8 protein-coding genes, 1 pseudogene and 1 riboswitch are annotated in these 13,442 nt (G+C 43.5%); of the genes and pseudogenes, 1 reads left to right on the plus strand and 8 read right to left on the minus strand.

The window, feature by feature from the left end:
- Positions 1 to 21: 21 nt before the first annotated feature.
- The 3 genes and pseudogenes from WMO28_RS09530 to WMO28_RS09540 form a co-directional block, all read right to left on the minus strand.
- Positions 22 to 1,530, minus strand: coding sequence for a response regulator (locus tag WMO28_RS09530; protein WP_349056803.1), 1,509 nt, complete (start codon positions 1,528 to 1,530; stop codon positions 22 to 24).
- A 7-nt stretch (positions 1,531 to 1,537) separates the two neighbouring features.
- Positions 1,538 to 3,700 (minus strand): ATP-binding protein, encoded by a 2,163-nt coding sequence (locus WMO28_RS09535; protein WP_349056804.1) that lies wholly within the window; start codon positions 3,698 to 3,700, stop codon positions 1,538 to 1,540.
- Positions 3,684 to 4,498 (minus strand): annotated as a pseudogene (locus WMO28_RS09540) (substrate-binding periplasmic protein). The gene WMO28_RS09535 and the pseudogene WMO28_RS09540 overlap by 17 nt, the downstream one beginning before the upstream one ends.
- A 79-nt stretch (positions 4,499 to 4,577) precedes the next feature.
- A riboswitch (cyclic di-GMP riboswitch) is annotated at positions 4,578 to 4,653 on the minus strand.
- 575 nt (positions 4,654 to 5,228) lie between these two features.
- Here WMO28_RS09540 and WMO28_RS09545 point away from each other — a divergent pair.
- Positions 5,229 to 7,604, plus strand: a complete 2,376-nt coding sequence (locus WMO28_RS09545) for a phosphoketolase family protein (protein WP_349056805.1) — start codon at positions 5,229 to 5,231, stop codon at positions 7,602 to 7,604.
- A gap of 129 nt (positions 7,605 to 7,733) precedes the next feature.
- Here the strand turns inward: WMO28_RS09545 and WMO28_RS09550 are convergent, their stop codons facing one another.
- The 5 genes from WMO28_RS09550 to thiD form a co-directional block, all read right to left on the minus strand.
- Positions 7,734 to 8,648 carry a LysR substrate-binding domain-containing protein gene (locus tag WMO28_RS09550; RefSeq protein WP_178645557.1) on the minus strand — a complete coding sequence of 305 codons (915 nt, stop codon included), beginning with the start codon at positions 8,646 to 8,648 and terminating at the stop codon, positions 7,734 to 7,736.
- Positions 8,649 to 8,668: 20 nt separating this feature from the next.
- Positions 8,669 to 9,670, minus strand: a complete 1,002-nt coding sequence (gene add / locus WMO28_RS09555) for an adenosine deaminase (protein WP_349056806.1) — start codon at positions 9,668 to 9,670, stop codon at positions 8,669 to 8,671.
- A 66-nt stretch (positions 9,671 to 9,736) separates the two neighbouring features.
- The gene (locus WMO28_RS09560) at positions 9,737 to 10,738 is read right to left on the minus strand and encodes a DUF362 domain-containing protein (protein WP_349056807.1); all 1,002 of its coding nucleotides are present in this window, start codon (positions 10,736 to 10,738) and stop codon (positions 9,737 to 9,739) included.
- Between the two features lie 100 nt (positions 10,739 to 10,838).
- Positions 10,839 to 12,629: an aminopeptidase P family protein gene (locus tag WMO28_RS09565; RefSeq protein ID WP_349056808.1), complete on the minus strand. Its 1,791-nt coding sequence runs from the start codon at positions 12,627 to 12,629 to the stop codon at positions 10,839 to 10,841.
- Entirely contained in the window at positions 12,626 to 13,438 is an 813-nt protein-coding gene (gene thiD, locus WMO28_RS09570) for a bifunctional hydroxymethylpyrimidine kinase/phosphomethylpyrimidine kinase (RefSeq protein WP_178643175.1), read from the minus strand. The genes WMO28_RS09565 and thiD overlap by 4 nt, the downstream gene beginning before the upstream one ends.
- Positions 13,439 to 13,442: the final 4 nt, after the last annotated feature.

Here is a 13,442-nt window from a genome sequence, read left to right on the forward strand (position 1 = left end):
ATCCTCCTCTGAGTTTCCTTTTCATTTCTTCTGTTTTACAGTGTCAAAATACCCGATAATTCCTATATATACGTCTTTCTTCACAGGCGACCACAATGTATGCAATTTCAGTTTATACATCTGACTGTTATTTTCCACCGTCGCTTTTATCTGCACAGAGATTTCTTTATTTTGTACAGATGTCTGGTGTAACAAACCCCGAATATATTGAACATCTTCTTCAATTACTCCAAATTCTTTGAACAGATCAAATTTCGGATCATCCCTCTGACATAATATCTGCTGTTTTCCGTTTAATATAGTAAGCTGACCTGAAACCGCATTGTAATCAATCGAATTCATGCCACTGTTCGATTTGAAAAAATCGATTTTTTCCTGCATGACCTTGACAAGACTCTGTGAATAAATCTGGTTCGGTAAGGATTTATCACGGAGTATTTCATTCGAAAGTCTCTGTATTTCATGAGAATATTTATTATCGTCCATCTCTTTACCAGACATTTTTGAAAGCTGAAGACTCAGTTCTTTCAGGCACTTAAGAAGGAGGGGATTAAATTGTCCGCACTGTCCATCCAGGATCATTTGAATCGCTGTGTCGTGATCAAATGCTTTCTTATAGCATCTTTCACTTGTAAGTGCATCATAAACATCAGCAATCGATACCACCTGTGCACAGATTGGTATTTCTTCACCTTTCAATCCATCCGGATAGCCCTTTCCATCCCATCTTTCATGGTGCCACCTGCTGATTTCCCATGCGGTATGTACCAGTGGATGATCTTGTGGAAAGTCCATATCCTTAATTATAGCTGCGCCAAGCTCACTATGTGTTTTCATAATCTTAAATTCTTCATCGGTAAGTCTGCCTGGTTTATTCAGTATTTCTTCCGGAATACGGATCTTACCAATATCATGAAGGGACGAAGCAGTTGTGGTCAAAGCAATATCTGCCTCTGTCAAAGGATAAGCATCTGTTACTTTTACCAGTTGTCTCAGCATCATCTCCGTTGCTGTTTTAATATGCAGGATGTGTTCTCTGCTCTCGCTGTTACGGGATCCCAATATATTACTCATAATCCGGATCATGATATTATTATTTTCTTCTTTTTCGTAAACCTGATCATAAACCACATTTATCAGATGCTTTTGATTCATATAGAGGCCCAAGGTATTCTGAACTCTTTTCTTTACGATCACAGAATCAAACGGTCGTGTGATATAATCTGTGATTCCCAGCTCATATGCCTTACGCATAGTATCAACAGCATCTTCAGAAGATATCATGATTACAGGAGTTTCAGCAATACACTGGCTTCTTTTCATTATTTCCAGGACTTCAAAACCATTCATCTGTGGCATATTGATATCTAAAAGCATCAGATCAATTCCAATATTTTCTCCTATCATCTGGATTGCCTGATTTCCATTTTCGGCTTCCAGATAATTATAAGTATCTCCGAGAATCTCCTTCAACATATCCCTGTTGAGCTTTGCATCATCAACAATCAGTATTCTTTGCCTTTTATCCATATTTTTATCACCCTACCAATTTATGAATTACTTTTATCAGTACTTCCACATCAACAGGCTTGGCGATATGTTCATCCATTCCTGCTTCTTTTGCTCTTATTCTGTCCTCCGTGAACGCATTTGCTGTCATTGCAATGATCGGTACCTCCTTTGCATCCTCTCTGTCCAGAGACCTGATCATCTTTGTAGCTTCATAACCATTCATTACCGGCATCATAATGTCCATAAGAATGACATCAAATTCACCAGGTTCACTTTTTCTGAACAGTTCAACCGCTTCCTGCCCATTCCACGCTTTGATCACGTCCGCGCCCTCATTCTGAAGCACAAATTCAGCGATTTCCATATTCAGCTCATTATCTTCTGTCAGAAGAATATGCAGCCCCTTTATAGATTTTTCGGATACATCCTTCTGTTCTTCACGTTTATCCGCATCCGGATCTATTTTAAATGAAACCTGGATCACAAATGTCGACCCTACGCCTTTTTCGCTTTCAAAAGTAATGGTTCCACCCATTTTCTCGACCAGTTTCTTTGCAATAGCCATTCCCAATCCGGTTCCGGCAAACTTTGTGCGGCTTCCCGTATATTCCTGTGCAAATGGTTCAAAAATATGTTTCTGGAACTCCTCAGTCATTCCGATTCCTGTATCCCGGCAGACAAATTCCATTGTCGTCATTCCTGGCTGTTCGGATGGTATTTCCATGCAGCTAAGATAAATATGTCCGTTTTCTCTGTTATATTTCACTGCATTGGACAGGATATTCATCATCACACGTTTCACATACCCCGGACTTCCAATAAGATCACGGTGTATGATTTCTTTTTTCTCCCATACAATCCGGATATTCTGTTCTGCAGCAATCTGTTCAATCACAACAAGCACTTCCTCAGAAATTTTACTCAGGTTAAATGGTCTCTCTTCCAGAACAACTTCACCCGACTCCAGCTTACTCATGTCCAGAACATCATTTACCAGTTCCAGCAACAGATTGGATGCCGCTTTAACCTTTGTCCTGTATTCCTTCTGCTTCTCCATATCATCTGCATAATACTCTGCCATATTGATCAAACCGTAGATTCCATTAATCGGAGTCCTGATATCGTGGCTCATACGATGAAGGAACTCTGTTTTTGCCTCGTTGGCGGCTTCTGCCTTTTTTGCTGCTGTCAGAAGTTCTGCTTTATATTTTTCATCTTTTTCAAATTCTTGTCTCCGGTGCGCCAGATTGGTTCTGTATGCCCAGAACCAGAATACACTGAACACCAGAAAATAAAGAAAAATAACGCTTATCACGCTTAATGGAAGATCATGAAACACTTCCGTATCTGGAAGATATGCATAGATATAATAATCCCGCTGCTTCAGCATGATTCCGTAACATCCGGTTCCTCCATTCTTCAAATGAAAAATATGCTGACTGTCTGTATGTTTTTTCATTGCCTGAACAACCTCGTTGTTGGCTGTATTCTGTCCCAGCAGTTTCTCATCATTGCTGGCAACTACGGTTCCTTTGTCTGCAACAATAATCGTTCCATCTTTCTGGATACTATAACCGTTTAAAAGCCCCTGTATCGTCAGTGTATAGTTTCTGGCAAATTCAGGAGATGTGTAATAGTAGATTGCAACAATACCCGGTGCATCTTTTCTGGCGCAGGCTGCAATGTCAATAAAGGATCCATCTCCCCTGGTAAACCGTTCCGAATAAGATCTTTCTTCATATCCGGCAAAATCCATGATAATTTCTTTTTGCAGATACTCCGTAATCTCATTAGCCAGAGACTCGTCCGTGCTGTATTCACAGTCTGTCTTTCCTTCTGTATCCAGCACAAGGATGCCATCCACCCAGAGAGTCTGCAGATTTTCTTTCAGAAAATCCTCGCTTAGCTGGCCGCCGTTTTCCATTTCCATGTTAATATTTGTACTCATCTGTCGGGCACTTTCAATGGCACGGAGAAGACTTTTGGATTCCGAAGATTCATTATAATGGGTGTAGGTGGAACACTGCACTTTGACATAATTTACAATCTCTACCATTCTTTTCTCTGCTTCCGCTTTCTCCGCATGAAAGAAATAAAACAGAAAAACTACAGCCACACAGATTCCAATCAGACCACCGAATAGCTGGTTTCGTTTTTCTTTTTTCTTTCTCTTAATATCCAAGATCATCCACCTCCAGATACTTCTGGGGAGCATCCAGATATTTTTCAATGATTTTCAGGGATGTGCCATCCTGACGCATTTCTTCCAGAGTCTGGCTCATCTGCTCACAGATTCCCCTGTCATCATCTTTTGCAAAAGCAACACCTATTCCGGTGATCATCAAAGGTTCTTCCAGAATACGGAAACTTGTATCATAATCCTTCATATACTGGACAACAGATTCCTCATGTGCGGCGACTGCATCCACATATCCTTTTCCCAGAAATGTATAGATCAGCTCCCTGTGTCCCAGGCTGATCAGATTTCCCAGTTTTGGGATTCTTTCATCTGTCCGCTTCAGAAAGATACCTTCTGGTTTGGTTGTGGACTGGACAGCCAGGTTCTTTCCCGCCAGGTCACTCAGTTTATAGATATCACTGTTCTCATTTACAGCAACCACCTGACGGCTTGCTATGTATGGTCCTGCCAGCGGTAATCGTCAAGGCGTCCTTCCATGGAAAAGCAGCCCATGATACAGTCAATCTCTCCGCTCTCCACCAGTTCTTTTTTCTCCTCCCAGTCAATCTGGACAACATCCACCTGATATCCCATTCTTTTGAATGCTTCTGTAGCCAGTTCTACATCTATTCCCGTTGGTACACCATCCTCATTCAGATAATTGTATGGTGGATAGTTATCACTGCCGAGGGTAATAACAGGCTTTTCTGTTTCTTTTTTACCGCTCCCTGTGTTTTTACACCCTGTCAGGGTGACTGCTAAAATTCCCACAAGCAGAATGCCTGCAATCACTCTTTTTCCTTTCATTTTCCTTCTATCTCCTGTTGATAATTTAAGTTGTTTTTAACTCAAAAAAAACACTGCCAAGCAGACAGTGCACCTCGTTTTATGCAACTGGCTGCCATTTTACAGGCCCTGTAGCTTTGCGTCCCAGACTTTCATCTGGTTTGCCGATTTCCGTATTATAACTTTTAACGTGTGCAAAAAGCTGATTTTATTATACCCTAATACTCTATTGTACACAAGAAAAACCTCACCGTCTTAACGCTTTCAGGTAATCCTTCATTTATTATCTTGTTTGTTCTGACCATCTTCACCTCCATCCCTTATAATTCAGCAAAAGTATCTTTATCTTTCTTTCATGTTCAAACTATCACATTTTTAAATCATATAAAATTTCTGTTCTCCCAAAATACCGGACATTAACATAAGTCATCTCTCCCTTTTCTTTTATGATTCCATTTTACGTTATTCAAGAATATTTTTGGTATAGCACTTTTTCTGGTGTGAAACAATTAGATAAAACTTCTCATTAATAACATCTTCAATTTTCGACTCAGAAACCTGCTGTTTTTATGGTAATCCATATTTTTTTAAGATTATCCATATCAAAAAGTTATAATTACAATGCAATATTGCTATTTTACGGAATATTTTCGTTATGATAGGATATTCCTGGTTAAAAAAATAACAAAAATCATCTTATCAACAACCATTCAACCATTTATGAGTAATGACAAAAGAAAGAGGTAAGAAAATGGAAGACAACAAATTATGTCTGGAAAAGCAGCCTTTGAATCAGGAAATGCTTGACAAGATCGATGCTTACTGGCGTGCTGCCAACTACCTGTCCGCCGGACAGCTTTATCTTCTTGATAATCCGCTGCTGAAAGAGCCACTGACTATGGACCAGATCAAGAAAAAAATCGTTGGACACTGGGGAACCGTACCTGGACAGAACTTTGTTTATGCACACTGCAACCGTGTCATCAAACGTTATGATCTGGATATGATTCTTCTTTCCGGTCCTGGACATGGCGGAAACTTCATGATCGCAAACACTTATCTGGAGGGCTCCTACAGCGAGGTATATCCGAACATCAGCCAGGATGAAGAAGGTATGAAGAAAATGTTCAAGCAGTTCTCCTTCCCATGCGGAGTTCCGAGTCACTGTGCACCGGAAACACCTGGTTCCATCAACGAGGGCGGTGAGCTTGGATATTCCATCGCACACGCATTTGGTGCCGTATTCGATAATCCTGACCTGATCGCAACAACTGTTGTCGGTGACGGTGAAGCTGAAACTGGCCCACTTGCAACATCCTGGCAGTCCAACAAGTTCCTGAACCCGATCACAGATGGTGCTGTACTTCCGATTCTTCACTTAAACGGATATAAGATCAGCAATCCGACAATCTTTGCACGTCTTTCCCATGAGGAGCTTGAGTGCTTCTTCAAGGGCTGTGGATGGAAGCCATACTTCATTGAAGGCGACGATCCGATGACCATGCACAAAAAGATGGCCGAGACCATGGACACTGTTATCGAAGAGATCAAAGCAATCCAGAAGAACGCACGTGAAAACAACGATCCGGAGCGTCCGGTATGGCCAATGATCATTCTCCGTACTCCGAAAGGATGGACCGGCCCAAAAGTTGTTGACGGACTTCAGATTGAAGGTTCTTTCCGTGCTCATCAGGTTCCGCTTTCCATGGAATCTCCGGAGCATCTTGACCTTCTCAAGGAGTGGCTGGAAAGCTATCGTCCTCAGGAGCTTTTCGATGAGAATGGACGCCTGATCCCTGAGCTTGCAGAGCTTGCTCCTAAGGGAAATGCACGTCTTGGTGCAAACCCACATGCAAACGGCGGTCTTCTTCTTAAAGATCTTCGTCTCCCGGATTTCCGCGAGTATGGCATTGATGTTCAGCCTGGAAAAACAAAAGCTCAGGATATGATCGAACTTGGCGGATATATCCGTGATATCTTCAAGCTGAATGAGGAGAACAAAAACTTCCGTATCTTTGGACCGGACGAAAGTATGTCCAACCGTCTGTACAAAGTATTCGAGTATCAGAAACGTGACTGGAATGCAGAGATGGTTGAATCCGATGACTGCCTTGCAAGAGACGGACGTATCATGGACAGTATGCTCAGCGAGCATATGTGTGAGGGATGGCTGGAAGGTTATCTTCTTACAGGCCGTCATGGCTTCTTTGCAAGCTACGAGGCATTCATCCGTATCGTTGACTCCATGGCAGCACAGCACGCAAAATGGCTGAAAGTCTGCAATCAGCTTTCCTGGAGACAGCCGATCGCATCCTTAAACTTCATCCTGACATCCAACGTATGGCAGCAGGATCATAACGGATTTACACATCAGGATCCTGGATTCCTGGATCACATCGCCAACAAGAAGGCAGATGTGGTACGTATGTATCTCCCACCAGACGCGAACTGCTTACTCTCCTGCTTCGACCACTGTATCAAGAGTAAGAACTATGTAAACGCGATCGTAGCTTCCAAACATCCGAGCTGCCAGTGGCTGACCATGGAGCAGGCTGTTAAGCACTGCACACAGGGTATCGGTATCTGGGAGTGGGCAAGTAATGACTGCGGCGAGGAGCCGGATGTTGTTATGGCCTGCTGTGGTGACACACCTACCCTTGAGATCATGGCTGCTGTTACTATCCTTCGTGATGAAATGCCGGAGCTTAAGATCCGTGTTGTAAACGTTGTCGACCTGTTCAAACTGGAGTCCGACCACAAGCATCCACATGGCTTAAGCGATGCAGAGTATGATGCGATCTTCACAAAAGACAAACCTGTTATCTTTGCATTCCACGGATATCCGACTCTGATCCATGAGCTTACTTACGGCCGTCACAACCACAATGTTTCCGTTCATGGATACCAGGAGGAAGGTACTATTACTACTCCGTTCGATATGCGTGTGCAGAACCAGATCGACCGTTTCAACCTTGTAAAAGATGCGATCATGCATCTGCCACAGCTTGGCAACAAGGGCTCTTTCCTGATCCAGAAGATGAACGACAAGCTTGTTGAGCATAAACAGTACATTGCTGAGTATGGTCAGGATCTGGAAGAGATCAGAAACTGGGAATGGCATAAATAAAAAATCCAGTTTATATTAATTAATCATAATCCTCGAAATAACCAGATACAGGGCAGACACACTGTGAGATCACAGATGTGCCTGCCCTGTTTTTTATTTTTTTGACCAGAGATTTATCTGATCAGGATATTATATGGAATTTGTTTCTTTTTCTGCTTCCCGGTCCATAAGGAATTTCTGAAATGCCTTGGAAGCAATACTCTGTGGATATTCGATATCGTGGATCAGAAGAATATTTCTTTCCGGAAGTGCTTCATTTACGTGAACTTCAAAAACCTTTCCGGATTCCAGATCATCCCGGGCGAATTCCCGCGGAATAAATCCAAGTCCCAGATTATAGCGCACAGCTGGAAGGATCATATCCGTTGTGGCCAGCTCTACATCCGGCGAAAACTGCAGTCCGTTGCTGTCAAAGTACGCATCCAGAAAGTTTCTTGTAATGGCTTCAGAGGTAAGACTGATCCATGGATAAGAGGAAAGCTCTCCAAGGGAAATTTTTTTATCCTTCAGATCTTCAAATCGGCTTCCTGCGATCAGAATATCACGATATTTTTTTACTACCTTCATTTTCAGTGGCTTGGACACCTGAAGGGATGCAGATACCACAGCCAGGTCTACTTTTCCTTCTTTCAGCGCATTTACCGAATCTGTTGTACTGTTATTCAGAATTTTGAAATGTACATTCGGATATAAAATGTTAAAATCACGGACAGCTTCAAACAGATAACAGTGAAGTGCCGTTTCCGTTGCGCTGATATAGATCGTGCCGTTTTCCAGGCTGATCAGGTTACTCAAGTTACTTTCTGCTTTAAAAAACTGTGCACAGCCGGCTGATATGTATTCATAAAAGATCCTGCCTTCGGGCGTCAGCTTCATTCCACTCTTGCTTCGGATAAAAAGCCGGCATCCCAAAATATTCTCAAGATTATGAATCGTTCTTGTCACAGCCGGCTGGCTGGTTTTCAGTACTGTTGCTGCTTTTGTAAGATTCTCGTATTTTGAAACATAATAAAATACTTTGTAGTATTCGAAATTTGCGTTCATACCAGTTTATCCTCTGCCACTCAGGAAAGGATCTGTCTGCGCAGGTCTTCTTTTCTGGCATCAGATGTAAACGCTGCTTTCACAGAATTCAGAAGAAGCTGTTTCTCCTGTTCTGGCGAGAGCTCTACAAGCTGTTCCATATAAGTGAATTCCCGGGCAAGCGTTGTGCGTTCGATCGCAGGATCGTCGGTATTCAGCGTTACCTTAATTCCTTTTTCCAGAAAATCCTTCAACGGGTATTTGCTCATATCGTCAACAGCTTTTGTCTGGCGGTTGCTTGTAGGGCACATTTCCAGGAATATTCCCTTGTTTTTTACAAGGGCGATCACATCCTCATGTCCTGCAATCCGTACGCCGTGACCTATTCTTTTTGCACCCATCGAAATGGCTGTTCTCACATCGTCTGCATCCCCGGCTTCTCCGGCATGGATCGTAAACGGGATATTATATTCTCCTGCTTTCGCAAAAAGCATCTCAAAATCCTCCGTCGGGAAAAGTGCCTCTGCTCCTGCAAGATCTGCCGCAACAACGCCTCCGTCTTCTGTAAGATACCGACGTGTAAGCTCAAGGGTTTCCAGATTTTCTTTTTCGTTAGAATCTCCCCGCATACAGCACAGGATCAGATTACCGGGAATCGGTGATCTTTTCAGACCTTTCAAAGCAGCCTGTACCGCCATTTCCTGTGACATTCCTTTCCGTGTATGGAACTGCGGTGCAAAACGAAGCTCTGCATAGATCACACCGTTTTCTTTCATATCAGAGAGAATAAGATACACCGCCTCCTCCAGTGCTTCTTCTGTCTGAAGAAGAGAAAGAGGCAGATCAAAGCATTTCAGGAAATCATTAAGATTCTCACAGGAATCCGGTACAGAAAGAAGGGAAAGCAGTTCCCCGTCATCCTCTGTCGGAAGAGTTCTCTGTTGTAATGCCGCCAGTTTCCTGGCAATATCTCCGGTAATACAGCCGTCAAGATGTGCATGGAGGTCAATATATTTGTCAGCAGACTTTTGTTCTTTATTCATAATTCCGTTACCTCACTGTATAATTATTTTTTACATTTCGGGAAAATCCTCTGATCTTTACTCTTATTATTTCTGGAATGGTTTTACATTCGCTACCGCATCTGCCGGAAGGATCTCCTTATCATCCTGGTCGATATCGATCAGATGATATCTGTCATTACCCATATGAAGTTCCTTCATATAGCTGAGCTGGCGGAGGCCATGACGGGTTTCAATTCTTTCTACCAGATCCTTGTGGTCTGCATCTTTCAGTGCATAGACAAGATCTACGGAAGCCTGGTCTGCTGCAAGGATATCTGTAGAAGCTACAATGCCGATGTTCGGCGTTACAACCGGTGCTGCTGCGGTTCCCTCACAGTCACAGGAAACAGACATATTCCGGAGAACATTGATAAATACGATATTTTTTCCGAAATGATCGACTACGGATTTGGTGGATTCTGTGATACGCTCCATAAGCTCCTCTTCTGCGATGCTCCACAGATTATCGGAACCTTTTACTGTATGAATCATTCCCTTACCGATACGTCCGTCTGCACAGCCAATACCGATATTTTTATTAGAGCCACCGAAACCACCCATTGTGTGCCCCTTAAAATGTGTCAGCACAAGAAGGGAATCATAATCAGCAAGATTCTTTCCAACGCTCATCTCAGTGAACCATTTACCATCTTTTACCGGAAACTTGGTGGTTCCTTCTTCATCCAGAATATCCACCGGGCAGAAAGTCCAGCCGTTTACCTTCAGAGTCTCACGGTGCAGCTCTGTAGTATAGCGGTCGCCCTCGTAGTAAGTATTGGTTTCTACGATGTGGGCATCCGGAAGCTTGTCCTCGATCAGTTCTTTTACCCATTGAGCCGGGATGATATTCGGCCCGTGCTGTTCTCCCGTGTGGAGCTTAACACCAATTTTTCCCTGAATGTTTGCGCTTATGCGCTCAAAGATCTTCTTCACTCCCTCTGCGGAAAGGTCTTCTGTAAAATATACCGTAGACTTCTCGCCTAAACGCTCTTTATATGGAATATAGTGTTCTCCGCCTGTTCCTGGTACCATTTTTTTATGTGCCATTTCAATACCTCCTGCATTGTTTATAAAAAAATTTACTACTTTTAGCATACAACCTGAACCCAGGTTTAGGTCAAGTTCTTTTAGCAGGAATGGCTAAAATTTATATTTCTCTGGTGACTTCTTTCAGCCACTGCTTCTCTTCCTCGTTCAGATACGGAGAGATATTCCTGTATACCAGTGCATGATACTGATTGAGCAGATGACGTTCTCCTGTTTCCATCTGAAGGGGATCAATGCCGTCCAGATCAAAGGGAACCATGGTCAGAGGTTCGAATTCCATAAACTGGCCATATGCTGTTTTTGCGGATTTTCTGCACACGATAAGGTTTTCGTGTCGGATTCCGAACTCGTTTTCCGCATAATATCCGGGCTCATCGGAGGTGATCATGCCCTCTTCCAGTACAGGTGCCGGATGGTTCGCAAGATTTTTCCAGCGGAAGCTTTGTGGTCCCTCATGTACATTGAGAAGATAACCGACACCGTGACCGGTTCCATGGTTATAGTCCTCTCCCATTGCCCAGAGCGGTTCTCTTGCAATGGCATCCAGGTTCAGCCCTGTGCAGCCATAACGGAATTTCGCAGCTGCCAGGTTTAAGTGACCACGGAGCACTGCTGTAAAATATTTCTTTTCTTTTTCTGTGAGATCACCCAGCACAACGGTACGTGTGATATCGGTAGTTCCTTCCAGATAATGACCGCCGGTATCCATCAGAACCAATCCCTTCGGCTCCAAAGGAATATTGGTTTCTTCGGTTGCGCTGTAATGAACGATCGCCCCGTGTGTTCCATAGGCTATGATCGGATCAAAGCTGTTTCCCTGAAAATTTTCCTGTCCGCTCCGGAATTCATAGAGCTTGTCTGCTGCGGAAAGCTCGGTGATCGTCTGGCTGCCGATATTTTTTTTGAGCCAATAGATAAATTTTGTCATTGCTACACCGTCTTTGATGTGAGCTGCTTTTTCATTTCTTACTTCTGTCTCATTCTTGACCGCTTTTGGAAGAAGCGTCATATTTTCACCATCCAGAATCGTTACTTTTTCCGGGATATTGTCAACAAGTCGGCTGTTCACCTGTGCTCTGGAAAGATATATTTTTTGATTTTCCGGAATCGTCTGTACATAAGTGTAAATATCGTTGTACGGATAGATCGTAACACCATCGGCTGCCAGAGAATCCTTTATTTCCTGGGAAAAAGCACTCTCACCTGCAAAAAGACGGATCTCTTTTTCATCCATCACAAGATAGGAAAGCACTACCGGACAGCAGTGGATATCATTGCCACGGATATTTAAAAGCCAGGCAATATCGTCAAGGGAGGTGAGAACAAAAAGATCTGCTCCCTTTTCTTTCATTTTTTCACGGATTTCCCGGCATTTATCTGCTCTGGAGCGTCCGGTCCATTTCTTTTCCAGTTCCATTACCGGTTCACAGGAAATCGCCGGACGGTCGTTCCAGATCTCGCCGATCAGATCCTCATTTACAGAAAAACGGATCTGTTTCTTCTGAAGAATTTTTTTCAGCTCGTCTGCTTCTGCTGCACTGACAGTCCGACCGTCGAATCCAAGGCACATCCCCTCTTTCAGATGCTCTTCCAGAAACTTGTAAATGGTCGGAACATCCGGTTCTCCCATTTTAAAAAGGGTGACCGGTGTGCCCTCAAGCTGTGCTGCTGCCTGGATAAAATACCGTCCATCCGTCCACAGTCCTGCCATATCCTGCATGATCACAGCAGTTCCTGCTGAGCCTGTGAAACCTGTAATGTATTTACGACATTTAAAATAATCTCCTACATATTCCGAACCGTGAAAATCATCAGTAGGAACAAGATAGGCGTCTATCTTTTTTTCTTTCATCAGCGTCCGAAGTGCTGCGATCCGTTCTGTAACTGTCATAAGTTTTCTGCCTCCTCTGTATAGCTGTTTTTTATTGCAAATCCATGATCCATAGGGCCGCTTCCCCTACCAAGATCCAGCATGGCGGCAAGCGCACCGGATATGTAATCTTTCGCCCGGTTCACAGATTCTTCCATGGAAAAGCCTTTGGCAAGGTTGGATGCGATCGCGGAAGAAAGGGTACATCCTGTTCCGTGAGTGTTTGGATTGTCAATACGTTTTCCTTCAAACCACCGGTAGCTTCCATTTTCGTAGAGAAGATCATTGGCATCGTTCAGCTTATGTCCACCCTTACAGAGCACTGCACAGTTGTATTTTTCGGAAACTCTCCTGGCTGCTTCGATCATATCTTCCGCACTTTTTATCTGCATTCCGGTAAGAACTTCTGTTTCCGGAATATTGGGTGTGAGAAGATCTGCCAGAGGAAACAGTTCGTTCTTCAGAACTTCCACGGCATTTTCACTGATCAGTCTCGCTCCGCTGGTCGCTACCATAACCGGATCCACAACGATATTTGCAGCCTTATACTGACCAAGCTTCTCTGCGATCACACGGATCAGTCCACTCTCGGATACCATTCCGATCTTCACTGCATCCGGGAAAATATCTGTAAAAATGCTGTCCAGCTCCTGACTTAAGAACTCCGGTGTTGCATTTAAAATGGCAGAGACACCCGTTGTGTTCTGCGCGGTCAGAGCTGTAACGACACTCATGGCATAAACACCGTTGGCCATCATGGTCTTGATATCGGCCTGAATCCCGGCACCGCCGCTGGAATCACTGCCTGCTATGGTTAATGCTTTTTTCATGTTC

This window comes from Blautia aquisgranensis (assembly GCF_040096615.1).
In the GTDB taxonomy this organism is placed as follows: domain Bacteria; phylum Bacillota; class Clostridia; order Lachnospirales; family Lachnospiraceae; genus Blautia_A; species Blautia_A aquisgranensis.

What these genes read in the sequence shown, in the direction of transcription:
- WMO28_RS09530 (WP_349056803.1), bottom strand. Translation starts at nt 1,530, where the DNA reads ATGGATAAAAGGCAAAGAATACTGATTGTTGATGATGCAAAGCTCAAC.
- WMO28_RS09535 (WP_349056804.1), bottom strand. Translation starts at nt 3,700, where the DNA reads ATGATCTTGGATATTAAGAGAAAGAAAAAAGAAAAACGAAACCAGCTA.
- WMO28_RS09545 (WP_349056805.1), top strand. Translation starts at nt 5,229, where the DNA reads ATGGAAGACAACAAATTATGTCTGGAAAAGCAGCCTTTGAATCAGGAA.
- WMO28_RS09550 (WP_178645557.1), bottom strand. Translation starts at nt 8,648, where the DNA reads ATGAACGCAAATTTCGAATACTACAAAGTATTTTATTATGTTTCAAAA.
- add (WP_349056806.1), bottom strand. Translation starts at nt 9,670, where the DNA reads ATGAATAAAGAACAAAAGTCTGCTGACAAATATATTGACCTCCATGCA.
- WMO28_RS09560 (WP_349056807.1), bottom strand. Translation starts at nt 10,738, where the DNA reads ATGGCACATAAAAAAATGGTACCAGGAACAGGCGGAGAACACTATATT.
- WMO28_RS09565 (WP_349056808.1), bottom strand. Translation starts at nt 12,629, where the DNA reads ATGACAGTTACAGAACGGATCGCAGCACTTCGGACGCTGATGAAAGAA.
- thiD (WP_178643175.1), bottom strand. Translation starts at nt 13,438, where the DNA reads ATGAAAAAAGCATTAACCATAGCAGGCAGTGATTCCAGCGGCGGTGCC.